The organism is Pseudoalteromonas sp. KS88, assembly GCF_004766475.1.
Taxonomy (GTDB): Bacteria; Pseudomonadota; Gammaproteobacteria; order Enterobacterales; family Alteromonadaceae; genus Pseudoalteromonas.
The window spans coordinates 98,698-125,279 of the sequence record NZ_PYHV01000001.1; the positions used below are offsets into that span (position 1 = coordinate 98,698).

At 38.3% G+C, this 26,582-nt stretch carries 25 protein-coding genes; 7 read left to right on the forward strand and 18 right to left on the reverse strand.

Features of this window, described 5'->3' with window-relative positions; all coding sequences use genetic code 11:
- The first annotated feature begins 28 nt into the window (after positions 1-28).
- Both C7Y70_RS00405 and C7Y70_RS00410 read left to right on the forward strand, forming a co-directional pair.
- Positions 29-1,174: a cupin domain-containing protein gene (locus tag C7Y70_RS00405; RefSeq protein WP_135473001.1), complete on the forward strand. Its 1,146-nt coding sequence runs from the start codon at positions 29-31 to the stop codon at positions 1,172-1,174.
- A 12-nt stretch (positions 1,175-1,186) separates the two neighbouring features.
- Positions 1,187-1,645 carry a GNAT family N-acetyltransferase gene (locus tag C7Y70_RS00410; protein WP_099294038.1) on the forward strand — a complete coding sequence of 153 codons (459 nt, stop codon included), beginning with the start codon at positions 1,187-1,189 and terminating at the stop codon, positions 1,643-1,645.
- Positions 1,646-1,901: 256 nt separating this feature from the next.
- Here the strand turns inward: C7Y70_RS00410 and C7Y70_RS00415 are convergent, their stop codons facing one another.
- The 5 genes from C7Y70_RS00415 to C7Y70_RS00435 form a co-directional block, all read right to left on the reverse strand.
- Positions 1,902-2,363: a DUF4826 family protein gene (locus C7Y70_RS00415; RefSeq protein WP_099294040.1), complete on the reverse strand. Its 462-nt coding sequence runs from the start codon at positions 2,361-2,363 to the stop codon at positions 1,902-1,904.
- A 400-nt stretch (positions 2,364-2,763) separates the two neighbouring features.
- Positions 2,764-3,555 carry an SDR family oxidoreductase gene (locus C7Y70_RS00420; protein WP_135473002.1) on the reverse strand — a complete coding sequence of 264 codons (792 nt, stop codon included), beginning with the start codon at positions 3,553-3,555 and terminating at the stop codon, positions 2,764-2,766.
- Positions 3,556-3,566: 11 nt separating this feature from the next.
- The gene (locus tag C7Y70_RS00425; protein ID WP_135473003.1) at positions 3,567-4,070 is read right to left on the reverse strand and encodes an Mpo1-like protein; all 504 of its coding nucleotides are present in this window, start codon (positions 4,068-4,070) and stop codon (positions 3,567-3,569) included.
- Between the two features lie 263 nt (positions 4,071-4,333).
- Complete coding sequence (locus C7Y70_RS00430) at positions 4,334-4,747, reverse strand: hypothetical protein (protein ID WP_135473004.1); 414 nt, start codon at positions 4,745-4,747, stop codon at positions 4,334-4,336.
- Positions 4,748-4,812: 65 nt separating this feature from the next.
- A complete protein-coding gene (locus C7Y70_RS00435; RefSeq protein WP_237113947.1) occupies positions 4,813-5,493 on the reverse strand; it encodes a Crp/Fnr family transcriptional regulator in 681 nt (226 codons plus the stop codon).
- A gap of 48 nt (positions 5,494-5,541) precedes the next feature.
- Here C7Y70_RS00435 and C7Y70_RS00440 point away from each other — a divergent pair, with 48 nt between their 5' ends.
- Positions 5,542-6,831, forward strand: coding sequence for an amidohydrolase (locus tag C7Y70_RS00440; RefSeq protein WP_135473005.1), 1,290 nt, complete (start codon positions 5,542-5,544; stop codon positions 6,829-6,831).
- Positions 6,832-7,010: 179 nt separating this feature from the next.
- On the forward strand, positions 7,011-7,673 hold the full coding sequence (locus C7Y70_RS00445) for a cupin domain-containing protein (RefSeq protein WP_135473006.1): 663 nt from the start codon (positions 7,011-7,013) through the stop codon (positions 7,671-7,673).
- A gap of 91 nt (positions 7,674-7,764) precedes the next feature.
- Here the strand turns inward: C7Y70_RS00445 and C7Y70_RS00450 are convergent, their stop codons facing one another.
- Positions 7,765-8,574 carry a sulfite exporter TauE/SafE family protein gene (locus tag C7Y70_RS00450; RefSeq protein ID WP_135473007.1) on the reverse strand — a complete coding sequence of 270 codons (810 nt, stop codon included), beginning with the start codon at positions 8,572-8,574 and terminating at the stop codon, positions 7,765-7,767.
- A 381-nt stretch (positions 8,575-8,955) separates the two neighbouring features.
- On the opposite strand from C7Y70_RS00450, the gene C7Y70_RS00455 reads away from it, so the two are divergent.
- A complete protein-coding gene (locus tag C7Y70_RS00455) occupies positions 8,956-9,936 on the forward strand; it encodes a DUF1852 domain-containing protein (RefSeq protein ID WP_135473008.1) in 981 nt (326 codons plus the stop codon).
- Positions 9,937-9,978: 42 nt separating this feature from the next.
- Entirely contained in the window at positions 9,979-11,007 is a 1,029-nt protein-coding gene (locus C7Y70_RS00460; RefSeq protein WP_135473009.1) for a methionine synthase, read from the forward strand.
- 93 nt (positions 11,008-11,100) lie between these two features.
- Here C7Y70_RS00460 and C7Y70_RS00465 read toward each other — a convergent pair whose 3' ends face one another.
- The 8 genes from C7Y70_RS00465 to C7Y70_RS00500 form a co-directional block, all read right to left on the reverse strand.
- Entirely contained in the window at positions 11,101-11,721 is a 621-nt protein-coding gene (locus tag C7Y70_RS00465) for an erythromycin esterase family protein (protein ID WP_135473010.1), read from the reverse strand.
- Between the two features lie 5 nt (positions 11,722-11,726).
- Positions 11,727-12,344 carry a hypothetical protein gene (locus C7Y70_RS00470; RefSeq protein ID WP_135473011.1) on the reverse strand — a complete coding sequence of 206 codons (618 nt, stop codon included), beginning with the start codon at positions 12,342-12,344 and terminating at the stop codon, positions 11,727-11,729.
- 18 nt (positions 12,345-12,362) lie between these two features.
- A complete protein-coding gene (locus C7Y70_RS00475) occupies positions 12,363-12,905 on the reverse strand; it encodes a cytochrome b (RefSeq protein WP_099294061.1) in 543 nt (180 codons plus the stop codon).
- A 146-nt stretch (positions 12,906-13,051) separates the two neighbouring features.
- Complete coding sequence (locus C7Y70_RS00480) at positions 13,052-13,873, reverse strand: LytTR family DNA-binding domain-containing protein (protein ID WP_167850776.1); 822 nt, start codon at positions 13,871-13,873, stop codon at positions 13,052-13,054.
- A 262-nt stretch (positions 13,874-14,135) separates the two neighbouring features.
- The gene (locus C7Y70_RS00485; RefSeq protein ID WP_135473013.1) at positions 14,136-14,480 is read right to left on the reverse strand and encodes a VOC family protein; all 345 of its coding nucleotides are present in this window, start codon (positions 14,478-14,480) and stop codon (positions 14,136-14,138) included.
- 656 nt (positions 14,481-15,136) lie between these two features.
- Entirely contained in the window at positions 15,137-16,996 is a 1,860-nt protein-coding gene (locus C7Y70_RS00490; RefSeq protein WP_135473014.1) for a GGDEF domain-containing protein, read from the reverse strand.
- Positions 16,993-17,874, reverse strand: coding sequence for a hypothetical protein (locus C7Y70_RS00495; protein ID WP_099294071.1), 882 nt, complete (start codon positions 17,872-17,874; stop codon positions 16,993-16,995). The genes C7Y70_RS00490 and C7Y70_RS00495 overlap by 4 nt, the downstream gene beginning before the upstream one ends.
- A 340-nt stretch (positions 17,875-18,214) precedes the next feature.
- On the reverse strand, positions 18,215-18,742 hold the full coding sequence (locus C7Y70_RS00500) for an outer membrane beta-barrel protein (RefSeq protein WP_135473015.1): 528 nt from the start codon (positions 18,740-18,742) through the stop codon (positions 18,215-18,217).
- 471 nt (positions 18,743-19,213) lie between these two features.
- Here C7Y70_RS00500 and C7Y70_RS00505 point away from each other — a divergent pair, with 471 nt between their 5' ends.
- A complete protein-coding gene (locus C7Y70_RS00505) occupies positions 19,214-22,576 on the forward strand; it encodes a methyl-accepting chemotaxis protein (protein ID WP_135473016.1) in 3,363 nt (1,120 codons plus the stop codon).
- 275 nt (positions 22,577-22,851) lie between these two features.
- Here C7Y70_RS00505 and C7Y70_RS00510 read toward each other — a convergent pair whose 3' ends face one another.
- From C7Y70_RS00510 to C7Y70_RS00525, 4 genes are all read right to left on the reverse strand, one after another.
- Positions 22,852-23,670: an alpha/beta hydrolase gene (locus C7Y70_RS00510; protein ID WP_135473017.1), complete on the reverse strand. Its 819-nt coding sequence runs from the start codon at positions 23,668-23,670 to the stop codon at positions 22,852-22,854.
- A gap of 174 nt (positions 23,671-23,844) precedes the next feature.
- Positions 23,845-24,951, reverse strand: coding sequence for an amidohydrolase family protein (locus tag C7Y70_RS00515; RefSeq protein WP_348631082.1), 1,107 nt, complete (start codon positions 24,949-24,951; stop codon positions 23,845-23,847).
- Positions 24,952-25,002: 51 nt separating this feature from the next.
- Positions 25,003-25,410: a hypothetical protein gene (locus C7Y70_RS00520; RefSeq protein ID WP_135473019.1), complete on the reverse strand. Its 408-nt coding sequence runs from the start codon at positions 25,408-25,410 to the stop codon at positions 25,003-25,005.
- A 130-nt stretch (positions 25,411-25,540) separates the two neighbouring features.
- On the reverse strand, positions 25,541-26,038 hold the full coding sequence (locus tag C7Y70_RS00525; RefSeq protein ID WP_135473020.1) for a GNAT family N-acetyltransferase: 498 nt from the start codon (positions 26,036-26,038) through the stop codon (positions 25,541-25,543).
- Positions 26,039-26,582 lie beyond the last annotated feature (544 nt).

Genomic DNA, 26,582 nt, shown 5'->3' on the forward strand with positions numbered 1-26,582 from the left:
CTCTATTCGTTTGTAAATGGTGAAAAACATGTATCAATTAACGATTAACTCCCTGTCAGAACAAGAATTTTTAAATCAATATTGGCAGAAAAAACCTTTGCTAATTAAACAAGGGTTTCGCGATTTTGAAGACCCTCTTGATGCAAATGAGCTTGCAGGCCTTGCCATGGAAGAAAGTATTGAATCTCGTATTATCACCAACCAAAATAACGACTGGCAAGCTCACCATGGTCCTTTTGAAGATTTCGAGTTATTAACAGAGCAACATTCCACTTTACTCGTACAAGCCGTAGATCATTGGCACCCAGATGCAGCACAAATGCTTGAACCTTTTAGATTTATTCCTAATTGGCGGATTGATGACTTAATGATCAGCTATTCCACGCCCGGTGGTGGTGTAGGCCCACATTTAGACCAATATGATGTTTTTATTATACAAGGTGAAGGCAAAAGGCATTGGCGTGTAGGTATGCCAGACAGTAATTTAAAACAGTTTGCACAAAATAAATCACTATTACAGGTAGAACAATTCCCTGCTGTTATTGATTGTATTTTAGAACCAGGTGATATTTTATATATCCCACCAGGTTGTCCCCATGAAGGTTATGCGGTTGAAAATGCAATTAACTATTCTGTTGGATTTAGAGCCCCGAATCAGCAGGATTTATTATCGAGCTTTGCCGATTATGTGATTGATAAAGAAGCTGGCAGCACCCGCTACTCTGATCCGCTCCTTGAAACCAGAGAGTCAAAGGGACTTCTTAGCACTACAGAAGCGACTGAGGTTAAGCAATTACTCAGCGCATTATTAAAGGACGATAGTTTATTTAAGTCATGGTTAGGTCAAACAACCAGTGAACCTAAGCATGAAATGGATTTAATGCCACCAGAAGATCTTTATACAACTGAACAAGTCGCTCAATTGATAGATGATTCTGACGAGATTTTTGAACGTTTAGGCGGCACCAGAGCAATATACCAAAGTACTGATAATGAAATTATTTTAAGTGTAAACGGCCAAAACTTTTTACTGCCAAAAACAGACCTAGCAGTAGTAAAATTATTAACTGATGACGTTAGCGTGACCGCTGAACAAATTAAAAGTTCAAAAAATAGTTTAAAATTTACTCAATCCTTTACTACACTACTAAATGAAGGTATTTGGTTTTGTTAGAGGTAAGATGCAATGAGTTATCATATCGACAAGGTAGAATGGGATACGCGAAAGGATTTATTACAACATATTAGAGAGCGTGTTTTTGTATGTGAACTACATATACCAAAGCATATAGAGTTCGACAACTTAGACAATAACGCATTACACGTACTCGTAACAGATGACACTGAATCGCCAGTCGCGACAGGTAGATTATGCAATGACGGTTTAATTGGTAGGATTGCGGTATTACCTGAACATCGTAACCGGTCTGTATATAAGTCACTATTAAACTATATGGTTAATTTAGCTCAACAACAGGGCTTTAACAATATTAGTATAAATTGTATTTTAAACGAGGTTGAACGTTTTAGACGCAATGGTTTCACACAACAAGGTATCGTATTTATGGAAGCTGGTATTGCGCGCCAACGCATGCAATGTCCTATAAATCAGTTTGATACCAAACCATTCACGTTAGTGCATTAAAAAGCGAGCTACAAAGCTCGCTTTATTTTTGTCTGTTCCTAGTATCGATGTATCGATTTAATCGCGGCACCAGGTTTGTAAAATAGTGGGCTAACGCAATACCCTAAGGACAGCGCATGTTTAGCATTGATGCTGCATTATCGCCTATTTATAAGGCGTACACCAACCTATATAGCCGACGCCTTGCCTAAATACTAATCAGGCTGCTTTGAATTTCACCTTGAAAGTTCAACAGTTCTTAATAAGCTGGACTTATCTAGCTTGCTTCGTTAACCCAAAGGTGATCTCTTTCATACATTTCATATAAACCGTGAGCACGATTAACTAATAAGTTTGCAAAATCCACCTGGGTTTTATCCAGATTTCCAGACTGCATGATTTGGTCTGCTTTTAATTGCCATTGCAGAGAAAAATAGCGCAGCGCATCACGCGGGTTTTCAGCTGCTGTATCTTGGGCATGATCTGTAGGTAAACGCCCTGTTATCACCCAATAGTTTTTACCCGTTTGTGCTTTAAATTTCCACAGTGCACATAAAGGAGCAATAAAACGGCTCTCTTTTTCAATTAATGTTTTCGGAAGAATACCTTTTTCAGCTAAATGCTTTTGCGCATTTTGAAAACACTCACGCTGCCACATTGCACTTTCTTGTTGTGCTTTAGCATGTTCTTCGGGCGTTAATTCTTTAGATTGATCAGGTTGAGTTTGTTTTTGTGTCATTTTTAATTACTCTTTTACAACTTGTAGACACTTTAAGTGCTATAACCCCAGCGTGCAAGCACAAATACAGGATTATAACCAAACCACCTCAAGATGCAGAATTCAGCGTTTCACAGGGGCTTAATATCAACGCGTTAGTTTGCAAGAATGACCATCCCTTTAAGAAGGAATAACACTGAGAAAAAGTGCCGGTGGAGCGCCCAAAGGGTTGGTTTAAAAGCAATTTATTTTGCCTTATCGATTTTACCAATAGCACCACTATTACTTGCAATCAATCCATGACCTAAATCGCTTTTATTTCCAACGACGCTCGCACCTTAAGGTGGGTTGGGTGTATCCACTGCATTTACTGTAAACGCAGCAATACAAAACTCGTTACGCAAAACAGTATATAGAAACGTTACCTGTAATTTGTTTTAGCTGTTATACGATTAAATAAACCAGGGAAAAACCGTTTAATTGTTGGTGCAAGCCCGCTTAATCCTTGGCCTACGATGACTTCGTCTTTTTGTTTAGCTATCGCATCTATCATTTGTTTAACGGCAACTGACACATCCATACCATTTTCAATCGAGTGCTCCGGCTTATTTTGCGCAACGCCATGCTCATTAAGTGAATTATGCGCAATTGCTGTTTTTATTGAACCTGGGCAAATAGTTAAACAATGTATATTTTTATCAGCTACTTCCGCCCTTAAGCAATCCATGAAGCCAACCACTGCGTACTTACTGCCTGAGTATCCGGTACGAAATTTAGACCCCACTTTACCCGCAACGCTGCTTATAGAAACGACAGAGCCACAACCACGTTCAACCATAGAGGGTAACACCGCTTTAGTCAGTGCAATTAATCCAAAATAATTGACTTCCATTAACTGTCGATAAACCGAAAAGTCATTCTCTAAAAACAAACTTCTTTGCGATACACCGCCATTATTAATTAAGATATCAACACGCCCTATTTCATCCATTGTTGATTTAACGTATTCAAAAACATGTTCTGGTTGAGATAAGTCTAATGGGATAACAGAGTGATTATCACCATCTAAAGCCGCTTTAATTTCTTCCAATTTATCAGTGTTTCTCGCAGATAAAATAATATTTGCACCTAAATGTGCCAACTGAACCGCTAATTCTTGCCCGATACCTGATGATGCACCGGTGATCCATACTGTTTTATTTTTAAAATTCATAATGACGCTTATTAAGGTTTAGGTGAGCCCGAGATAGTTTCAATTTTTTGTTCTAAATCACGATATAAGCCTAGCAAAAAAAGCGCTTCAGCAAGGACATACAATGGACCAATAATTAAACCTACTATATCATCAACAAAAGCGGGCTTTTTACCTTCAAAATAATGACCTATAAACTGCAGTATCCAACCTATTGCAAATAAGCTGATGCTAATAATCAGCCATTCATGAAAGCTTAATTTAGAGATTACGGTTGCAGCTAAGCCCATTACAACTAAAATTGCTGTCATTATTAAACCTAACGAAAGGCTCAAAACTAAGTAGTAAACTCCGCTGGCCAAAATAAATACATGAGCACCATTGATTTCATACCCAGTAAAAGTAAGTTCAATTCGGGCGAGTAAACAGAGCACAGCAAACACAATCATTGGTATACCAAAAAAGTGAGTCAGTACATTCCTTTTTGAGCGATGATAAAGCCCATAATTACCTAATTGCTGCTCAAGTGTTTTCATGATTTTTCTCTTGTTATTATGCATGAATCCAGAGTAACAAATTAAATTAGGTATGAATGTCGGCTACACGACATTCTAACTTAGCTTGAAATCTGCTAAAGAGTAATAAATAACAGATTATTTATCCGTCTCCGGTCGGAGACTTTTTGGAATCACAAGGTAAATTTAAGAGCCAATAGCAGCCCTATTGTAAGTAAATTCAACGCAGGTAGCGTTAAAAGTAGCCGCTTGAGATAGTTTCATTATCCAGGCTTTAGGTTAATTTAAACCAATGCACTAATTATTTTCCCCTTTTCATGCTCAGGTAATGAGTCCATGCGCTCCCTTCCTTTTTGAAACTCCTGCTCTAACATTTTTTGTAACGCATCCATCTGCGCGCTTAAGTCTTTGTCATCATTGGATTGCATTTTTTTGGCAAGATCTTCTATTGCCGCTTTTAACTCATCAATTTTTTCTTTATCAACGCCCAAACGTTGATAAACCAAGGCTTCTTTAGCTTCTTCTAAAAAACTCTTATCATAATGGGGAGACTTTAACTGTGCGGCAATATCAGGCTGGCTATTTTTGGCCGCTTCATTGATGCGTGCGACGGGTCTTGGTGGTACTTGAATTTCTGCAGCACTTGGTGCTGTATAAGGCTTTACCCGGTATTGATTATTAAATAAATGCCCCACCATCGCAAAACTTCCCTTTCGTATTTATTAAGATAAGAATACATAGCAAGTTTTACACCAAGTTTCATTTATAGGTTCAGATTTGATATTGCTAATAAGCCAGGTTTATCAATAATGTCGATTCGTTGATAATGTAACGCAATCACCTTTTGCTGGCGTAAATGTTGTAATATTTGATTAACCGTTTGCCTGGTAAGATAAGTCATATCTGCAAGTTGTTGTTGCGACATGACTATCGAATACGATTGTTTATCGTATGACGCGACCAACAGCAGGCGTTTACATATCTTCTGTAATGCAGACAATAGTGCATGATCTTCTAATGAAGAAAAAACTAACCGCATTTTTTGTGATAAGAGAACGCCAAAGTCTCGCCAATAGATTGGAGATTGCTCTACAAGCCGCGATAAACAACGCACTGTAATATGCACGAGTCGAAGTGGTGTTTGGGCATAAACATCATGCGTACGGGTACCACCATCAAAAAGAGCCACTTCACCAAACCAAACACCTTGAGGAATAAAACTCAATACAGCCTCCTTGCCTTCACCATTAACGCCACTGACGCGCGCGACCCCCTTTAAAACACAATACAGACCACAGTTACTATCACCGCGCAAAAATAGAGCCTCTCCTGCATTTTTAGTAACAATTTTTGCGTTTTCTAATAGTGCGGCTTGTAACTCTACAGCGCAGTTATTAAACCATTCACCTTGGTTAATTATCGCCTTATCCTGTTCATTCAGCATAAGTTACTCTACATTGACTTTGATAAATCAATAATAAAAGGGAATCTCATGTTACACAAAATTATTTATACCAGTGTATTTTTTGCTGCAATGACAGCGCCTAGTTATGCAAATAATATTGATAATGCATTAAAGCAGGCTAATTTGAGTGTCAGTGAAAAAGTCATCACATGGCGAAGACATTTGCACCAATACCCAGAATTAAGTAATCGTGAATTTAAAACCGCGCAATACGTTACAAAACATTTAAAGATGTTAGGTCTAGAAGTGCAAACAGGCATTGCACATACCGGGGTTGTGGCACGATTAAAAGGCGGTAAAAAAGGGCCTCTTGTTGCCTTACGCGCTGATATGGATGCCCTTCCAGTAACCGAACAAGTTGATCTTCCATTCGCTTCAACACAAACCTCAACATACCGTGGCAATGAGGTCGGCGTCATGCATGCTTGTGGGCATGATACCCATGTTGCTATTTTAATGGCTGTTGCTGAATCGCTCGTACAAATAAAAGAAGATTTAGCGGGCGATATTTTATTTGTTTTTCAACCTGCTGAAGAAGGTGCCCCCAAAGGTGAGGAAGGAGGTGCAGAGCTAATGTTAAAAGAAGGCCTGTTTAAAGAAAAGCCCGCTGCCGTGTTTGGTTTACATGTCACCAGTTCACTCAACACTGATCAAATAGGATTTCGTGCTGGCCCTTTAATGGCAAGTGAAGATTCTTTTACGATTAACGTAAAAGGCCGTCAAACGCATGGTTCAAGACCATGGAATGGTGTAGATCCAATTGTAGCATCATCACAAATTGTCATGGCAACACAAACAATTTCATCTCGTCAGGTAGATGTGACTAAAGCCCCGTCTGTTATCTCTTACGGGGCTATCAATGGCGGGGTTCGATCTAATATTATTCCTGATAATGTGGAATTAATAGGCACTATTCGTACATTTGATCAAGCTATGCGCGCCGATATAAAAACGCGTCTAACCAAAACCGCCGAGCTTGTGGCGGAATCTGCAGGCGCACAAGCAGATGTTCATATCGATCATGGTTACCCTGTCACTATAAACAATGTAGAACTCACTGAAAAAATGACGCCTTCATTAGCAAGCGTTGCAGGGGCTGAAAATATTATAACCACCGATTTAATCACAGGCGCTGAAGATTTTAGTTATTATGCATTAGAAGTACCGGGGTTATTCTACTTTCTAGGTGTCACTCCTCGAGATCAAAACGCCAAAACAGCACCTAGTAACCATTCTCCACAGTTTTTTGTAGATGAAGAAGCATTGCAACTCGGTGTAGAATCAATGACGCAACTCGTTGTTGACTACCTAAAATAAAAATACATAAAAAGTTAGTCAAGGCGGCCTAAATTATTGAGCTTACATAAATAGAAATCTCAGCTCAGTGTAACTACGCTTACATTGAGTTCTATTCTAAATTATATGAGGTGAACTTGGCTAAAGCTTGATGCGTATAAAAATTTTTATATACACTAGAATCTATTGATAAGGCACCCATGCAACATATTAATTTAGATTTCAGCCAACAGGTTGTAATAAACAGCGAACACCAAACATGGCAGCCTAGCCCATTAAAGGGAGTAACACGTAAAATTCTCGCCCGAGAAGAAGCTGAAAGCGGTCATGCCACCAGCATTGTGCGATATGATCCAGGTTCTCACTTTAAAAGCCACAATCACCCTCTCGGCGAAGAGATTTTTGTCCTTGAAGGTGTATTTAGTGATGAACATGGTGATTATCCTGCTGGAACATATATTCGTAACCCCCCAGGCAGCGCCCATCAACCTTTCAGTGAATCAGGATGTACATTGTTTGTTAAGCTGAACCAGTTTCTACCTGATGACGGCGTTACTGTAAGAATTAATACGCTTGAGACACCTTGGCAACAAGGTCAAGGTGGGTTACAGGTTATGCCACTACATCAGCATGATGTTGAACACACTGCTTTAGTTAAATGGCCCGCAGGAGAAATTTTTGTCCCGCATAGGCACTTTGGTGGTGAAGAGATTTTGGTCTTAAGTGGTATATTTTGCGATGAACATGGACAGTATCCAAAAGGCACATGGATACGCAGTCCACATATGAGCGAGCACCACCCTTTTGTAGAACAAGATACGATTATATTAGTGAAAGTGGGTCACTTAGGTACTAGTAGCTAACATGTAAAGTCAACAGAACCACTTTTCCCTTTATTGACACAATTACAAGCAGCGTATTTATCTACATGATGTTTATACGCTGCAACTGCTTTTAATTAATCAGCATATTTGCTGCCATAACAAACAACAGTAATGAGAATATCTTTTTGATTGTTTTGACTGGTAGATAGTGTGTTGCCCGAGCACCAAGGGGTGCCGTAAACCATGAAGTACAAATAATGCCTATTAAAGCCGGTATATAGACAAAGCCTGCAAACCCATCATTCAATGACAAATAAGTACTCCCTGTACTAATATACCCAAGCGAGCCAAATAAGGCGATGACGATACCGCATGCAGAAGCGCAACCGATCGCTTTTTTCATATCGATTGAGAAAAAAGTCAGTAAAGGCACAAGTACAGCTCCCCCTCCTATCCCTATCATCGCCGACAGTCCACCTGTAAGCATTGTATAAACGCTAAGAAGCCATTTATTGGGTATTCTGTGCGAACTTGATGAATCTGCATTACCGCCAAACAACATTTTCAGTCCAATTAAAACAACACTGACAGCAAATACCCAGCGCACAATCTGTTCAGGCAGCAGTGCAGCCATAAAGCCACTAAGTAGTGCACCAAGCGCAACTCCTGACATGATCCAGGGTGCTATATCCCATGGCACATTCCCATTTTTGTGATGTGCAATAGCTGAAGATGTTGACGTAAATAAAATAGACGCAAGTGACGTCGCGATCGCAACCAATACGACTTGTTCAGTAGGTAGTACTTGCCAGTAAAGCAAGATGCAACTCAGAATAGGCACAATAACTAACCCCCCGCCAATTCCTAATAACCCTGCTAAAAATCCAACTCCACTGCCTAATAAAGCACAAGCAACTACTATCGATACTAATTCACTCATTCCATTCGTCTCTTTTATTATTGGTAACTATACCCAAGCTAAAGTATACCAATACAGCCTGGCTTATCTGGCAAAAATAGTGACGATAACAGACGAATAATCTTCATGTTTGAAATGAAACTAATGCATGTAACTCACGCCACCTATGAACGTCTAGCCATCTAAAACCATTTATTACATATAATCTTTTTGAAAAACCATAAATACCATCCAAGCCATCACCTACAATAAAAAGTCATGAATATGACTCATGTTTGATGTGAAATTATACCGTTTTTATTCATGTACCGATCCACGTATAAATAATGCAACTTTCAACGTCACACAGTGACGGTTGAACCATTACATTCGTAGAAATACACAATATTGGATACACATATTATGAGTACAGATTTTTCATTTACATTAAAGCGTATCAATCTAGATGAGCATTATGAACCTTCAGACAATACACGCATTACCACCAACTTTGCTAACTTAGCCCGTGGCCACCATCGTCAAGCAAATTTACGCAACGCCTTAAAAATGATAAATAATCGTTTTAATGCATTAGCTAATTGGGATAACAGCACAGGAGAGCGGTATTCAGTTGAGCTTGAAATTATTTCGGTCAACATTGATGTGGCAGGCAGCGGCCAAACTTTTCCATCAATTGAAGTTTTAAAGACTTATATTATCGACCATACAACCAATAAACGTATTGAAGGCATTGTTGGCAATAATTTTTCGTCTTATGTACGAGATTATGATTTTAGTATTTTATTGCAAAATTATAATAAAGATCAGCCAACTTTTAGCATCCCAGATAATTTTGGTGAACTGCATGGCAAACTGTTTCAATATTTTGTAGATTCATCCGTTTATAAGGAAAATTTCTCGAAGCCGCCAGTTATTTGCTTAAGCGTGTCTGATAATAAAACCTATCATCGCACTGAGAATCAGCACCCTGTATTGGGCGTTGAGTATCAACCTAACGACACCTCATTAACTGAACAATACTTTAAAAAAATGGGCTTGAATGTGCGTTACTTCATGCCCTCAAATACCGTCGCACCGCTGGCATTTTATTTTGTTGGTGACTTACTCAATGACTACACCAGTCTTGAGCTTATAAGCACTATCAGTACTATGGAGACATTTCAAAAGATTTATCGTCCAGAGATATATAACGCCAATGCAGCTGCAGGTAAAGCGTATCGCCCAAGTTTAAAAAACCAAGATCATTCGCTAACACAAATAGTGTATGACCGACAAGAGCGCAGTCAATTAGCAACAGAGCAAGGTAAGTTTGCCCATGAGCACTTTATTAAGCCCTATCAAAATGTGCTTGAGCAGTGGTCTGCTAATTTTTCACAGCCATAGTCGGCCAATACCTTCGGGTTAATCTATTTTTGAGAAACAAGTATGAATACACTATTACCTACTTCAACTGCTGGCAGCTTACCAAAACCATTGTGGCTAGGTGAGCCTGAGACTCTGTGGTCACCATGGAAATTACATGATGACGAATTAGCTCAAGGAAAGCTCGATGCATTACGCTTGTCGCTTCTCGATCAGAAGCAAGCAGGAATTGATATTGTCAGTGATGGCGAACAAACACGACAGCATTTTGTTACCACATTTATTGAACACCTTAATGGTGTTGACTTTGAAAAACGCCAAACCGTTAAAATTCGTGACCGCTATGATGCCAATGTACCAACGGTTGTAGGTCCCGTTAGCCGGCAAAAACCGGTGTTTGTTGAAGACGCGAAATTTTTGCGTAAACACACAAATCAACCAATTAAATGGGCGCTACCAGGCCCAATGACCATGATTGATACCCTCTATGACGCGCATTATAAAAGCCGTGAAAAACTTGCATGGGAATTTGCCAAAATTCTAAACCAAGAAGCCAAAGAGCTTGAGGCTGCAGGTGTCGATATCATCCAATTTGATGAACCCGCATTTAATGTATTTTTTGATGAGGTAAATGCGTGGGGCATTGCCTGTTTGGAAAGAGCTATTGAAGGACTAAAATGCGAAACCGCAGTACACATTTGTTATGGCTATGGTATTAAAGCCAATACAGATTGGAAAAAAACGTTGGGCTCTGAATGGCGACAATACGAAGAAGCATTCCCTAAACTACAACAGTCAAGTATTGATATCATTTCGCTTGAGTGCCACAACTCACACGTGCCGATGGAATTACTCGAACTCATTCGTGGCAAAAAAGTAATGGTCGGTGCCATTGATGTTGCAACGCACCACATTGAAACACCTGAAGAAGTAGCTAATACCCTTCGTAAAGCATTGCAATATGTTGATGCAAATAAACTCTACCCTTGTACCAACTGTGGCATGACTCCCCTGCCCCAGCAGATTGCTAACGCGAAACTCAATGCTCTAAGTGCAGGCGCCGCAATTGTAAGAAGTGAGCTTTCAGCTTAGCAATTAACCTCTTACTTTAATTAATCATTAAGGTAAGAGGCTAATAGCGCGCAGACACCTGATCTTAAAATGAGATTAATATACTCAAGCCTATCAATTGCTTGCTGATACCTTGTTTAGTAAAAACACACCGTCAAAATGGTTGCGCCACAAGTTAACAGGAATCGAACTCGCCGGTATATATTCATGACCAGACAAAAGAAGTCCATGTTGCTTTGCGGTAGTAAACTGTTTGGGTTGTATAAAAATAGCCTGAGGCGCATCTGAAAATGTATCGTTAAATGTATAAGCCAGATGTTGATCATTAATTGGCGGTATCTTCTTTATTGTGCCATCTCTAAATTCACGATACTCCCCTGACATGGCTGCAAAATTCACAATGTAACTTTCCTGACCATAGGCTTTATCCAAAGCAGTGGTCACATTATTCGATCGCGAGTCTAAATAGCCTTGGCGATTAACATGCACATAGTGACCCCATATTATGACTTTTTGATTTTTATAAATATTTTGTAGTAACCAATGTATGTTATTTGCCATGACCAGATCATGTTCATCAAAACGACGAACAGAATAATGAACTTCAAATAGACGAATTACTCCCTCTAGCAATCGTGCGTAATAACTGGGTGAATCAAACTCATGGGCTTTATCCGCACCATTAAGTGCATCCATATAGTCATAACCGGTTTGTATGTGTTGTTTAATTTGCATTTCATTCAGTGATAAAAGTTGCGTGATAGTGTTGCTTGTAATTGCTTTGAAAATATAGGCCACTCAGCCAAGAGTGAGTCTGAAACGGGTATCGATTTTACTTGTTTCTCAAGCTGTCTTACAAAACGTGTTAGCGAAAATTCACCGCTTAACCGTCCATCAAAACCTGACAGCGCTAATGGATTATGCGTTTTACGTTGCGAATCTATGTAGTCCATTAAATCTAAAAAAGCAGGATCTTTAGCGTATGAAAAAAATATATTTCCAGCAGCCATATTCGTAATTCGTTTATCCTTTGTGTTACGAGAGGCCTTGTCTATTTCATTGACATCAAACAAGCCACTTTCTAAAATTAAAGCATCAAAATCATGGTGTTGATGCAAATACTTTACTAACCGAGATTTCAGTGCAAAGACCTCATGTTCGCCATGGGTCAGCTCATCTAAATAAACAATCCGTTTATCTGCTATTGCATCGCCAAAATGTGTTAAATCACTGAAATCATCAGTGTCAGTTAAATCGATTTTAACATGCGCTTTCCCATTGACTGTGCAAGTGAAAAGCAATCCACACCAGAGCAATACTCTAAAAATCCAACTAATTTTACTGTCATCGTACATCATAAAAATTCCTTGTTATTTTTAATGGGTGTTTTTAGCTTTTATCATAGCGCTAAGCGTATTATCTTTATCAATAAAGTGATGCTTCAAAGCGGCAAATACATGAACAATGACAAGCGCTGTCATTAAATACCCTAAGTAATAATGGACTGCTTTGCCTAGATCGCTGCCAGCTTGATTGTACGCGAGCACTTCAGCCTTTTCGTTATAGCGAGATGGAATAACTTCAATACCAAAAACATCAACGCCGAAGCCACCTAATCCAGAGTAAATAAGCCCAGATACTGGCATTAAAACACAGGCTATTAATAGAAACTGATGCATATACTGAACATATTTTTCGTGTGACGTTCCCTTTGCTGAGGATGGCCATGGATTATCTTTTCGGTGATAAAGACGAATGATAACGAGTAAAAATGCAATAACACCAAATGCTTTATGCCAGTCATACAAGGCATAGTCATTACCATCAGCCATATATATACCTGATCCGAGTAAACCAATAATAAAAAATGCACTTAACCAGTGCAAAACACGTGTAACCTGCTGAGTTTGATATGCCATAATTTGTACCTGTGAGTTTTAATTCGAAGTGCAGTGTATGCGCTGCAGCCCTTAAAAACAGTGACTTTGGTACGAATGAACATTTTAAGGGGCCAATAAACTAAGTTGATAGACAAAGTGATCAATACTCGTTTACAGCGGTTGGGTTAACGCGCTTTTATTGGGTAGTCAATTAACTGCTCTTTAATGCTATTTTTATAGCGTTTGCTTATATTAATCTCAGAGCCATTACTTAATGTTGCTATCGCGTGTCCAGAGGCTTGATTATTGAGAGCACAAATATGTTTTAAGTTTACAAGGGTACTTCGGTGGCATTGGCAAAAGTACGAAGGTGCATCAAGCTGTATTTTTTTCAAGCTACTTCTTTTTAAAAACTGCCCATGTATACTTTCTATTTCAATATAATTACCTGCGGATTTTATAAACCAGATAGACTCCATATCAAGTTTATAAGGGCGGCCTTTATGTTCTAGGTTAATGTATTCGCTTTTAGTGGTAGGTTCATCACATACATTAATTGCAGTATTTTTATCGTCCATTACAAATAAATACCAATACAAACAGGTAATCATAAAAATCCCTATTTGCTTAGGCAAGTACAGCACAAAGTAACCAAAAAGATCAGCTTTTAAATAGCTATAATCAAAGCTAATTTGCAAAATAACAGAGCTCAAAACCATAGGAAAACCTACAGTCAAAAAGCATTTGATGAGTGATTGACGCCCAGAGTAATAAGAAAAATACACCAAGCATATTGGCGCAAAAAGATACCACACTCCGGTGTTTTTTAGCCACCATAGAACATGATCTATAAAATCAGTGCTGATTTTGGAAACAAACTGCCAATAAAATACGCTATAAACAAAAATAAAGACCAAGTAAATAACACCAAATATACCGAGGTATTTTAATCCATTTGTGAGTTTTGGCTGGGTTGAAAAATTGAAGGTGGGTGCAGTTCGATCCATGTGTAACTCTTTATCTATGCGCTGTTTAAATTTAAACTCGCCTAACATCTTCGTTTAATAACCTTATTCATTAAAATAGTATCGACAAGACAAACGATACACAACCCAGCTTTAAATTTATCAACTAATTATTATGGATGAATTTAGTCCGTTTAGTTATAAAAGCCCGTCAGTATAACTACAGATATTTATGCATAAACGCGGCCTGATATGTAATACCTGACACCATGACTTTTTATACATTACAAGCTAATTGCCATCACTAGCTGAACTCGGTAATATGCCAGAGCTCACCTGCTGGTCCCCAAAGATAGATTACTTTCCCCCAAGGCTCTGTTTTAATAGGTTCAAATTTAATATTAAACTCATCTAGCTTTTTCACCTCTTCAAACACCACGTTAATATCAGTAACTGATAATTGCAGCATTAAGTTTTTTGCAAATTGTTCATTGTAAAATCGCTGTAGAAAAAAGGCACATCCGCCGTTTTCAAACAACGATAAATCATCTGTCACATAATCCATTTTAAAGCCGAGTGCCTGATAAAAAGACTGCGACGCTGCATAATCTTTACAGGGTATAAACACGCGAATATCATCTACATCCATAACAGTTCCCTCGTTATTGTTGCTTAAAAAATCTAGCGCTTAGAGATTGTTTTGCCACTGAGATTTTGATATACACTTAAAAATCCACAACCAAAAAAAAGGCAAAACAAGTATTTCTAAAAACACACCAATTGAACCAATATCACCGTAAAATAGAGACACATGTAAAAACCGATAAATTCCTATAGGGTTTAAATAAAAGCGTTTATATTCCCCTGAAACAACATCGAAAATAATACGACACAGCAACTAACCATCCACATCCGCGTACGCTCATAGCATAAAATAAGATAAGCAGGTAAAAGCGCAGCTAACCCAATTCCAAAAAAGTTTTGCGCTATATGATAAAAGTGAAAGTTGTCCTGCCAATCAAACCACCAAAAAATTTTTCTAGCGCTTGCGATACCAATCATACTAATTGTTATCAGGAAATACAGATAACCAAGCACTCCAGTAAAATTAATACTTTTGATAAATGCCATATGAACCTATTGATTAAATCAATATAAATTAGCAGCCTAGCAACTATTTAAAATCTTATAACACATTCCGATTTATACTGGGCGACTTGGCATACCATTAGCTCCAAACACATCGTTACTCAATAACAATGAACCAACTAAGGCCCGTCTTGTTCACCTTAAATTACATTGGACTTAATAGTTTAATGTTCTTTCAATGTTGGTCGAAGCGTGAAGTGTCTGTTGCACTAAGTGAGCACGATAATTTTTTACTACCTCTTTACTTTGGTGGTGCAAAATTGAATTACCAGCTTTAATACCCACCCAGGCATCTCTTTGATTTTCTTTTGCTAAATATAAACCACCATCTGCCAATTCGATAATTTGCTCCCAATTGTATAAATCTGGTTCTGTCGCTAACAATGGGTAACAAGCAAACCCAATTGAGCACGTTACGTTTAGGCTTTCGTCGTTATTTAACTTGAAAATGTGGTTGGCAACTACACTGCGCAACGTCTCTGCTATTTGCTCGGCTTCACAATAACTGACATTTTTAATTACAAGCAGAAACTCTTCTCCTCCCCAGCGAATGAGTAGATCTTCGCTGCGAATTTGTTGCCTTAAAATATTAGAGAATTGCTCCAATACCTGATCACCAACATTATGACCAAAGGTATCATTTATGTTTTTAAACTTATCAATATCAATTAAGGCAAATACTAAACGCTGGCGCTCAGTGTTAATTGGTGGAGAATTAAAATCGATTAGCAATTCATCTATAACACTAAAAAAGTAATGACGATTGTGTAGATCAGTTAAACTATCAGTAAAACTCATTGCTTTTAATCGCTCATTACTTTTTGCTAATTCTTGTGTTCGCTCGTTAACGCGCTGTTTTAATACCACTAAATAACGCTGGTTTTGCCACCGCCAATACACAAAACCAACTATACTTAGCAATAGTATGGCACCTAAGACCCAACGCTGTTGTTGCAGTCGATGGTTAGTAAAGGCTTGTTCTTGTTGTGCTAAACGTTGCTCTTTTAACGTATTATCTTTACCGAGCAGTTCAAGCTTCTGGTTTTGTAAATCAAACTTATAATGCGATTCAAGTTGAAGTACCTTATTATTTCGACGTTGCAAACTAAGTGCATCATTACTTAAAGAATAACGTTTTAAATATTTATAGGCTAATTTGTGCTCCCCCAGCTGGCTATATCCTACAGCGATTAAATATTGTAATTGCGCTTGTTCATCTAAAAAGCGAAGACTAGTTGGTTTTTCCAATTGTATCAGTGCAATTTCTATTGCTTGGTTAAATTCACCTGTTTGTAAATGACTATTTGCAGAAGCTAAATAATATTGCAGTTTGAGGCGCGCCTTCGAACCATTTAATTTTTCTACGTTAACCAAACCTAATGCTGTTTTTGCATCCTTTGTATTACCAAGCTTAAGTTCAATTTGAGCTAGATTTACAGCTAAATCTAAATGAATATCCATGGAAGGTGATATAATCTGCAGAGCGTCTTTATTTGCTTTGAGAGCTTGATAATAACTCCCCATTGTTAAATATATTTTGCTCTGCCAAAGGTACATTAAAGCAGCACGCTCCGCATTTTTATTTACATAAAAATTAATTGGGTGCTGGATATAATCGAGTGCCAGTGTGTAACGTTCTAACTCAAGCTCTAAATGGGCTAAATGGTAGTATGCCCATGCAATATATTCCTCATTGCCAACTGATTTAGCCAATTCAAGTGCATAATGGTTTAGTTTTACACCGTCTGCGTAAGCACCATACCGGCGCTTGATCATAGCTTCTATAAAGTAGCTTTCTATTTCAACCTCTTTGGCATTTTGGCTTATAGCGAGTGCTCGTAGCTCTGTTAAATAGCTCATAGTTTGAAGCGTATTACCAAGATTTACATCCGTTTTAAGCTTCGCAAAATACAAATCTAATTGTTTTTTTTCTTCCGAGCCAACCGCAGCAATCAACACACTTGTTTGCAACATAAAAAACAAGCCAAAACTAAAAAAATACACTGTTTTTATCATCGCTCAGACACCACCATTTGTTGGTTAATTGCCTGCCAATCACTCGTTAGATGGTTAATAAAACCAGATTGTTGCAATGCCTTTTTGATTACCCCTCGCTCAGATAACACGGCTAAGCCGCGCTGTAATGCTTGAGCAACTTGCTTACCTTGAGGGTGCGCTTTACTTACTGCAAAATGACGTGTGTCAGGTAGGATTACTTTCAACTTTTTAAGAGGTGTGAATAATTTACCTTCAAAATTAAGATCTAAATGATCGCTAACACTAAAGTTAATCATCATAGCATCAACAACTTGGGTCTCAACCATAGCTAACATATCTTCCCAAGGTCCGATGTAGCTAATGACGCTTACAGGCGTGTTAACCAATGCACGCCAATCAACATGCCAACGAGGATTAACCACAACTGTCAATCGGTTTAACTGTGAAGGTTTCAACGCCTGAGCTTTTTGATTATCAACTGACACATATAAACCAGCTTCATACTGACCAAACTCTATAACCGCATCACTGACGTAAAGAGATCCTCGATAGTCCAGCAAGTCTTCATGCCACATAGTTCGCGCGAGCATTAGACTGCTCCCGTCGATTAAAGAGTCAAATTCAGTTGTATTTACCCAATTTCGCGGGCGAAACTCGACTTTTTTGGTTTCCCCCCCTAAATATAGCGCTTGCTGAAGAAGTATCATCTCAATAATTTCTAGGTGTGACCCATCAGTACTAGGACTAAAATCAGTGATGTCCATAATATCGCGGCCATTAACAAAAGCTGAGTAGCGTTCACTAAAATTTTCACTGCTGATAATATCAATAATTAGTGGTTGATGTGCCTTCATATCACTACTGATAAGCAAAAATAAGAGTAGAAAACGCTTCATTAACAAAAACCTTAGTTAAAAACTATTAGAGATGAATACCCAATGTAGTTTTATTATACAGTAACAACCAAGTAATGTTAACGAAGCTTAAAATTTGCAATTAAATAGTATTGAGGCTGTTAAATTTTATAAGGCTAAACACTTATTTTTAACTCTCTGAGGGGGCTTGTTTGAAAGGTTTTACTTAATTACGGCACGCTAAAAATTCATTCGCTTTTTAGCGTGCTATGTCATTTGCAAAATAGAGTAAAAGCTAATACGAGTACAAAGCTTTAATTTTATTGCTGGTTGCTAAAGCCTAAACTTGAGCCTGCAAGTAACTTAGTTTAAAAATGATGTATTAAAAAGCAAAATCTAAACCCAGTGATAAAGGGTTTGCAGCCTGACTGTTTACCTTACTTTCAAGGTATTCAACCTTAATACTAAAGCTTTGGGTAATGTTGTAACTCATACCAACACCATAGATTAAATCACTTCCTGTGTTTTTGATTTGTACTGTAGGCGCTGCTTCTTTCCACCAGTGTGTTCTCTCTCCTTTTTCAGTCCACCACATATTGCCTAATTTTGCATAAATTGAAAAATCATTCACAGGATATTTGGCTAGTACTTCCGCTGAAAAAGCGTCAGCTTGTAACGTGCCAGAGCCATCAAATGGAGAGCTTTCACCTAAATTAAGGTAATTAAGCTCAAAAGAAAAGTTTCTATTTATTATATAACCTGAATTAACCTTATACGTGTTACTGTTTGCATCGTCATACCCAACAATACTTTTTGAAGCACCTACATAAATCGTTTTACCATCAGTTGCATTAACATTACAAGAAATGAGCAAAGCACTCATTAAAACTATACCCGTTCGAACAATCATTCGTATCCCTGATTTTTGAAATCAATTAAAAAACATTAAAAAGCCTGTTACACAAATTAATGAAATAAACGCATTATTATAACCATGAAATAGAGTGTAAGTAATAGTTGTATTAGCTCTGTAAGCTATTAATTTAAATACTGACCGCCATTCATCCACCTAATGGATTTATGAACAAAACAATCTAGGCCTTTTAAAACCGGAGACTACTTCTTAGCGTCACTTTTGTTAAGAAATAGCTATAAGATATTCGTACAAATGCCCTTTAGCACATTCCAACTGGCGGGTGCGCTTAATGTATCGTGCAACACATCCACTAATAATAGTTGCAAGCCTCACTTTGAATACAGTGGTATTTTTTATAAAAACCCCATTGCGAACATAAAAGAACAATTAAGCTCTTTGATTTTATCGAAATACTAAGCTATCTCTTAATACTGCATCTTTATCGGTACAATCAGGAAGCTCAGCATGGATACTGACATTCATTCAATGAATATTTTCAAATCACTTAAGGCTAAACTCACCTCAGCCTTCACAATTATCTTACTCATTCTAGCTGGAATAGGATTGACGGCTTATCTTGCGTTAACATCGGCGGATGAAGGTTTCAAAGGCTATCGAGAGTTAGCTAGAGATTCTAACCTCGCAAGCACGTTACAGTCCAACATGCTGATGGTACGTATGAATGTAAAAGACTTTCTACTTACTGGCAGTGATAAAGATATTAATGAATATAATCAGTATTTCAATAAAGTAGAGATATTACTGAGTAAAGCTAAAAGCGAAATAAACAAACCTGAACGCGCACAAATGATAGCTCTGCTCATTCAGGAGATTGATCAATATAATACTGCCTTTGAGGCAATAAAAGCATACCGAGTACAACGTAATGAATTGGTCTTAAATAGACTAAACATCGTTGGCCCGAAAATGGAAAATAAGTTAACGCAGATCATGCAAAATGCAGAAAAATCAAACAATAGCCAAATTGCTTATTTTGCGGGTGAAGCAATGCGTAATCTATTATTAGGCCGTCTTTATGTAATTAAATATCTAGAAAGTAATGATCTTTCTGCCTTTGATAGAGTTATTCAGGAGTTTTCGTTATTTGATGACAAACTTGTCTCGTTAAACACTTCCAATCTTAGCAAATCCAATCAAGCACAATTAGATAATATAAAAAGTTTGCAAGCTGATTACGTACAAGCCTTTAATAAAGTTCAAGATATAATCGTTGATAGAAACAATAAAGTAACAAATGTGCTAGATGTCATTGGGCCTCGTTTTGCATCCATTGTTAGAGATTTAAGTAATTCCGTAAAAAGTGACCAAGATACCCTAGGACCACAATTAAAAGCGTCCAATGAAAAAGCAGTTTCGAACATATTTTTGCTGTTTATTACAGCACTTCTTATTAGCGTCGCGATTGTCTTTTTCTTACTTAGAGTAGTAATGAAGCAATTGGGTAAAGACCCTAGCGAATTAGATAATATTGCTACCGCCATTTCTGAGGGAAATCTGGATCAAGAATATGATGAACATGCACCTCAAGGTGTATTTAAATCTATGCTTGAAATGCGGGAGAACCTTAAACTGATTAGAGAGAAAGAACAGCAAGAAAGGCGTGTCGCACGTGTCAATGCTCGTATAAAAAGCGCTCTTGATAACGCCAATTCAAATGTCATGATCGTAGACAATAGCCACAAAGTCATTTACTTAAATGATGCAATTAAAACCATGTTCCAGCAGGTTGAATCTCAACTTCAAAATGAACTACCCAGCTTTAGTGCAGCGCATATTATTGACTCAAAAATCACCACCCTAATGCCATACTTTGAGCAAAAAGCAACTCAAATTGAAAACTTAACTGATACCATTGCAGAACAATTTATTATAGCTGATAGAACCTTCTATTTAGTAGCCAGTCCTGTAATTGTAGATAAGCAGCGAGTAGGTACAGTATTTGAGTGGCAAGATAAAACAGCAGAACTCGCTGAAGCGGCAGAAAAAGCCCGCGTCGCATCAGAAAATGCGCGAGTAAAATATGCTTTAGATGGTTCTTCTGGCCAGGTTATGATTGCTGATACTGATTTAAATGTTATTTACCTCAACAATTCTCTCATCAACATGTTTTCAATTGCTAGTAAAGACATCAAACAAGTAAACCCTCACTTTAATCAAAATGAAATTGTTAATAACAAAGTCGATACGTTCTTTACACACTTCACAAATCAACTAACCAAGTTCAAGTCTCTTGTATCCAGTGTTGAAACAGAATTTGAACTCGCAGGAAGAACTTTTGCTGTGATCATCAGCCCCGTCAGTGTGGACGGTGAGCGTGTAGGCACAGTTTTAGAATGGCAAGATAAAACTGAATGGCTTGCCCAAGAAAGAGATAAATCACGTATTGCAGCTGAAAATGCGCGTGTCCGATATGCATTAGATAGCGTCTCTGGCAATGTAATGATTGCAAATAAAGAACTTGAGGTCATTTATGCAAACCAAGCTCTAGAAAATACCATGCGTAATGTCGAACAGGATATACAAGCGCGTACTAAACAATTTACTGCTGATAAACTCATCGGCTTTCCTGTTGATCAATTCTACCTTGAACCAGAGCAGCAACGCGATCTATTTTATAACTTAGCTCATGCTGACAATAGCACCGAATTTATGGGTGAACGAGTCTTCTCAGTCACCTCAAATCCTATATTCGTTGATGATGTAAGAATTGGAACAGTACTAGAATGGACAGATAGAACTGCTGAAGTAACTATCGAAAAAGAAATCGATAACCTGGTGCAATCAGCAGCACAAGGCGATTTAAGCCAAAAGCTATCACTACAAGGAAAGTCAGGATTCTTTGAAAAACTAAGTCATGGATTGAACGGCCTAGTGTCTACTGTTGAAGTTGCCCTTGATGATGTGACTAAAGTTCTAAGTGCATTAGCTAAAGGTGATTTAAGCAAACGTATTACAAATGATTATGCTGGCTCATTTGGTCAATTGAAGCAAAATACTAACAGTACCGCCGATAAATTGACCGAAGTAATTAACAATATTACTCATGCTTCTGGAAGTATTTCACAAGGTGCAAATGAAATTGCTCAAGGTAATGCTGATTTGAGTCAACGAACAGAAGAACAAGCCAGTAGCCTAGAGGAAACCTCAGCCAGCATGGATGAGGTAACCGAAATTGTTAAGCAAAGTTCAACAAAAGCAGAACAGGCAAATAAACTATCAATGACCGCTGAAGATAAAGCAAGTCATGGTGGTGAAGTCGTCGAGTTGGCTGTTGAAGCAATGCGTGAAATAAATGAGTCCAGTAAGCAAGTCACCGAAATCATCAGTGTGATTGACGAGATAGCTTTTCAAACTAACTTATTAGCATTAAACGCGGCTGTAGAAGCCGCCAGAGCCGGTGAGCAAGGCCGTGGTTTTGCAGTTGTAGCCGGAGAGGTTAGAAATCTAGCTCAGCGCTCCTCAAATGCTGCGCGTCAAATTAAAGACCTTATAAGAGATAGCCAAACTAAAGTAGAAGAAGGTACAAACTTAGTGAATCGCTCGGGTAATACGCTTAGTGAAATAATAGAAGCCACTAGTAAAGTACGACTCATGATGGCTGAAATTGCGCAATCTGCACGAGATCAATCAGAAAGCATTATGCAAATTAACACTGCAATAACGCAAATGGACCAGATGACACAGCAAAATGCGGCATTGGTTGAAGAAGCCGCCGCCGCAGGCGAAGCGATGGCTGAGCAAGCACAAATGATGAACCGGACTGTCGAGTTTTTCTCATCATCAGCCTCTGTTGATCATAATCAATAGCACCACCCTACCCGCTAAGTCATGGTTGCGAAGTTTAGATTAATACTTCCCTCTAAACAGGCTGTATTTACAGCCTGTTTAACCGGGAAAAAATTATAGATACATACTCTGTTTGACGAAAGAGGCATTACTCAAGCACAAATCACCAGCGCGATAGCGTAACAATGCTAATAAACGCCGAATGTAGAGCTGCTGTCAGGTTTTCTTGTTGTCAGAAATGCTATTGCTTGGACTTCCCAGCTTGATAAAGAGGAATCCACGTAGCCTTTTTATAATCAACTTTCGAAGAACTCTCGAATCTCCCTAACCAATGCTTCTGGTTTTTCTTCGATGACCAAATGTCCCGACTCAGGCACTATAGTTAACTTAGAGCCTTTAATTTTACTATGAAGTACATGAGCTTGTTCAACAGGGATCCATTGGTCTTCTTCACCCCACAGAATTAATGTAGGTACATCAAAGTTAGATAGTTTATCTTGAAATTCATCCGTATACGTTGAATTAGCTTGAGCTATTTGCCTATAAAAAGCTTTCTTACCTTCATCTCCAGACCAAGGGCGGAGAATACCGTCAATTGTTTCCTGAGATAATGGCTGGTATGACGCTGTTTTTATATATGCTTCAACGATTGCTGAATGAATGAAATCAGGAACTCCAGCAAAGGCTGCTTCATGCTCTTCAATATGTTTAAAAAATGGAGAGCCCCAAGGAGATAATGCAACAGGATCAATTACGACTATCTTTTTGTACTTTCGTTGATTCAGCAAGTAATTTCTCAGTACTGTCGTACCCCCGAAATCATGCCCCACAATATAAGGTAGCTCAAGCTGCCAATGATTTATTAATGAGTCTAATAGCTGATTTTGTATTTTTAAAGATACATCCGCATCACTCTTATCTGATTCACCATAACCAAGTAAATCAAAGTAGTAGACTGTATAGTCGCTTGAAAGTGCCTGAATCAAGTGCCTAAGGTTGAAAGATGACCAAGGCGTACCATGAACTAAAACAAGAGGCTCTCCTTTTCCTTCAATCCCATATTTCACTTTTCGACCTTCATACTCGAAAGTATAAGGTAAACTCCAAATGTCCATCGTATCTCCTTGAATATGACGCCGCAATATACGGCTAATTTTGCTGGGCTGATTTTTGCCCGCGCAGCGGATTAGCAAAAACGGTAGGGGAAAATTTGTCCGCTGTAATTACTTTGCTAAACAGCACATTTCTATGCACACGAGAATATTAACTTTCCGTGATTTCTATGAAAACTACGACTTGTCATCGTTAAAACTATTTTGTACCACTATGTTTCCATTTTTAATCACAAGAGAAATACTCTGTGTATTCATAATATCATTGATCGGTGAGGCATTTAAGATAATAAAATTGGCCTTATCGCCTTCATTAAAACCACTTTGAATCCCCAGAAAGTTAGCAGAGTAAGTTGTTGCAGAAGCAATTGCTTGGTGAGGTGTCATACCCGCTTCCGTTAAAAGCTTCATTTCTCTATGCACAGAATAGCCTTGAATAGTGTTCCAATTTCCTGAGTCAGTACCTACAAGAATCCTAACACCTGCATTAATCATTGCATTAACTGAAGAAAAAGTGACAGCATTTCGTTCTCTGAATTTAGCTTGCTTATCCTTATATTTAGTAATTAGATCAACGTGGCGATAGGCTGAAATTAAGGCTTCTGAAGCAAGTTCCTTAGTTAAAGGTGCATCTAACACCGTTGGATCATATAAAAAGTTAACGAAATCTGTATGAACTGTTAATGTTTGTATCATCACAATTCCTGCTTTCGCCATAAGGGCTGGTATGTCCTTTGGAATTTCACCTCGTGGTACATGGGTGACAGCTGAAGCACCGACGTCTATTGCATCTCTAATATCTTGCCAGGATTTAATATGCACAATAGATTTGATGCCAAACTGCTTAGATGTTTTAACTAATTGCGCAAATACTTCTTTTGAAATCGAAGGTTGATCATCAGAAGGTTGATAAACAATTTTTATCACATCTGGATCCAGTGTAACTAACTCGGTCATCTCTCTTACTGCGTCCGCAACAGATGTCACCGTTCTTGTAGCAATACCATATTCTGAACAATGACCTTCGGGTGCTGTAAAACAAGTTAGACTGGTATATATATCTGCACCCACGAATTTTCCATTTCGTTGTTTTGTTCTAACATCAATAAGATTTTGTTCATCGCCGAATAAGTCAACAAAGCCAGTGACTCCAGCTTTCAATACTCTTTCTGAAACAGCCTGTGTGCCCGGTGTATCGTTCTTAGAATTAGGTATATTGTTTCCAAACGAATGAGTGTGCATGTCAATAAGACCAGGAATGCCCCATTTCCCCTGCAGATCGATTTTTTTCCCTGGAAAGTCGGCAGGTAAAGCCTCTGTTTGCTATTGAGCTAGTTAGTCCCACCAAACAAATACTTTACCATTTCTAACATCAGTACTTGGGTCAAATTCCATGCCTTGAGAATTAGCCTCATTTTTAAAGACTTTAAACAAGGCAACTCGCTCCGATTCAGAGTTTGGTAAAGTTACAACGATTGCATCAGCGTATGGACCACCTTCTTTTTTTACTCTTTCCTTTTCGTCGTAAATTGAATCTTTAGAAATTACGACTTTGACAGCGCCCAATTCATAAAGCTTATCAACAAATTTAATAGCATCCTTTGTTCCAGCAAAGCGATTTCCTGCTAATGCATACTTGTTTCTGTTTTCTTTAAGCCATTCTTTTGCTTCTGGGGCATTTAACTTTAAAAAGTAAAAAGTCACACCCAGTAAAACTAGAATAATTACCACAATTTTTAACATTTGTTTCCTAGATAGCGCCGCGTTAAGTAGTGAGCGACGCCTACGACTAACCTTAACCATTACACCGTAGACACAAAACTCAATTTGAACCAAGAATGCCATGCGTTGCGTATCTGCCTTAAACGCTTTGTTATGCGTTCATTCCATGTGCAGGGCTGATTCTGGACATGATAACCATATCTATATACCGTCCACTTTTGAATGTACTCAAACGCTTAATGCCCTCAGTTTCAAAGCCTACCTTTTCATACAGAGCTTTGGCTGAAAGATTATCAGCATGAACCTCTAATTCAACACGAATTAAATTAAGCCAATTATCAGCTTGATTGATTGCTTCATGAATCAAGGCTTTTCCGACACCTTGTCCGTGACTTTCAGGGTGAACAGCGATGGCAATAGAAGCAGTATGCTTATCCCGAACTTTATCCGTTAGGAGTAGCGTCACGTGTCCAACTACCTTACCATCAACTTCTGCGACTAACGTGTATTGATTTGATGCTGAAAAGAGATTTGAAACTTGCGAAGAGCTCAAAAAAGGAAGTTGTGATGTATTTGCCATTACTTCCGTAAAGCTATAAATATTATGAAGATCTTTATGATCAAATTCTTCTAAGTGTCTAATTTTCAAGTTACATCCTTACTGTAAGATCTGCCGAACGCATAACGCCTTGCTCATTTGCGCAGCGGTTGTAGTGGACTTTTGTGCGACAATGAGCGCAGCGAATGCACAAAAAGGAGCGTAGACCGCTGCGTCAAATGGAGCAATTTGTTATGTTTTCGCTATGAATGTTTTTTGCATAAGTCCAAACTGTCCCCTTAAGATACTCGAGTCGCTCATGTTCTTGCTTCGGTAAATTCCAAAAGACGTCATTGAAGCTACCCATGCCGCCATATGCCCCAAGTACCTTTGAATATGATTTAGATACTTTGCCTGACTGATATAAATCGAGGGCAATTTGAAACCATTTTGCCCAATGATCATTGTCGCACTTCTTGAGCAATGTAATCATTTCCTTAAGCATATCTAAGTACAAAGGCTAGATTCCTCATAAAGTATAACACCCTAATAAGGGGCAATTACTCGTTGGCGAAAATGGCGCAGCCGCCAACGAGTAATTGTCCCAGTGACCGCAGGGAACGAGCTTGATTTGCTTGTTAGGTTTTAGCGTATA

Bases quoted from the DNA above. Each gene is read 5' to 3' on its own strand.
- C7Y70_RS00410 (WP_099294038.1), top strand. From the start codon at position 1,187: ATGAGTTATCATATCGACAAGGTAGAATGGGATACGCGAAAGGATTTA.
- C7Y70_RS00485 (WP_135473013.1), bottom strand. From the start codon at position 14,480: ATGGATGTAGATGATATTCGCGTGTTTATACCCTGTAAAGATTATGCA.
- C7Y70_RS00450 (WP_135473007.1), bottom strand. From the start codon at position 8,574: ATGAGTGAATTAGTATCGATAGTAGTTGCTTGTGCTTTATTAGGCAGT.
- C7Y70_RS00455 (WP_135473008.1), top strand. From the start codon at position 8,956: ATGAGTACAGATTTTTCATTTACATTAAAGCGTATCAATCTAGATGAG.
- C7Y70_RS00425 (WP_135473003.1), bottom strand. From the start codon at position 4,070: ATGAAAACACTTGAGCAGCAATTAGGTAATTATGGGCTTTATCATCGC.
- C7Y70_RS00500 (WP_135473015.1), bottom strand. From the start codon at position 18,742: ATGATTGTTCGAACGGGTATAGTTTTAATGAGTGCTTTGCTCATTTCT.
- C7Y70_RS00490 (WP_135473014.1), bottom strand. From the start codon at position 16,996: ATGATAAAAACAGTGTATTTTTTTAGTTTTGGCTTGTTTTTTATGTTG.
- C7Y70_RS00445 (WP_135473006.1), top strand. From the start codon at position 7,011: ATGCAACATATTAATTTAGATTTCAGCCAACAGGTTGTAATAAACAGC.
- C7Y70_RS00495 (WP_099294071.1), bottom strand. From the start codon at position 17,874: ATGAAGCGTTTTCTACTCTTATTTTTGCTTATCAGTAGTGATATGAAG.
- C7Y70_RS00475 (WP_099294061.1), bottom strand. From the start codon at position 12,905: ATGGCATATCAAACTCAGCAGGTTACACGTGTTTTGCACTGGTTAAGT.
- C7Y70_RS00415 (WP_099294040.1), bottom strand. From the start codon at position 2,363: ATGACACAAAAACAAACTCAACCTGATCAATCTAAAGAATTAACGCCC.
- C7Y70_RS00420 (WP_135473002.1), bottom strand. From the start codon at position 3,555: ATGAATTTTAAAAATAAAACAGTATGGATCACCGGTGCATCATCAGGT.
- C7Y70_RS00465 (WP_135473010.1), bottom strand. From the start codon at position 11,721: ATGCAAATTAAACAACACATACAAACCGGTTATGACTATATGGATGCA.
- C7Y70_RS00505 (WP_135473016.1), top strand. From the start codon at position 19,214: ATGGATACTGACATTCATTCAATGAATATTTTCAAATCACTTAAGGCT.
- C7Y70_RS00440 (WP_135473005.1), top strand. From the start codon at position 5,542: ATGTTACACAAAATTATTTATACCAGTGTATTTTTTGCTGCAATGACA.
- C7Y70_RS00520 (WP_135473019.1), bottom strand. From the start codon at position 25,410: ATGTTAAAAATTGTGGTAATTATTCTAGTTTTACTGGGTGTGACTTTT.
- C7Y70_RS00460 (WP_135473009.1), top strand. From the start codon at position 9,979: ATGAATACACTATTACCTACTTCAACTGCTGGCAGCTTACCAAAACCA.
- C7Y70_RS00480 (WP_167850776.1), bottom strand. From the start codon at position 13,873: ATGGATCGAACTGCACCCACCTTCAATTTTTCAACCCAGCCAAAACTC.
- C7Y70_RS00430 (WP_135473004.1), bottom strand. From the start codon at position 4,747: ATGGTGGGGCATTTATTTAATAATCAATACCGGGTAAAGCCTTATACA.
- C7Y70_RS00510 (WP_135473017.1), bottom strand. From the start codon at position 23,670: ATGGACATTTGGAGTTTACCTTATACTTTCGAGTATGAAGGTCGAAAA.
- C7Y70_RS00470 (WP_135473011.1), bottom strand. From the start codon at position 12,344: ATGATGTACGATGACAGTAAAATTAGTTGGATTTTTAGAGTATTGCTC.
- C7Y70_RS00405 (WP_135473001.1), top strand. From the start codon at position 29: ATGTATCAATTAACGATTAACTCCCTGTCAGAACAAGAATTTTTAAAT.
- C7Y70_RS00435 (WP_237113947.1), bottom strand. From the start codon at position 5,493: ATGCTGAATGAACAGGATAAGGCGATAATTAACCAAGGTGAATGGTTT.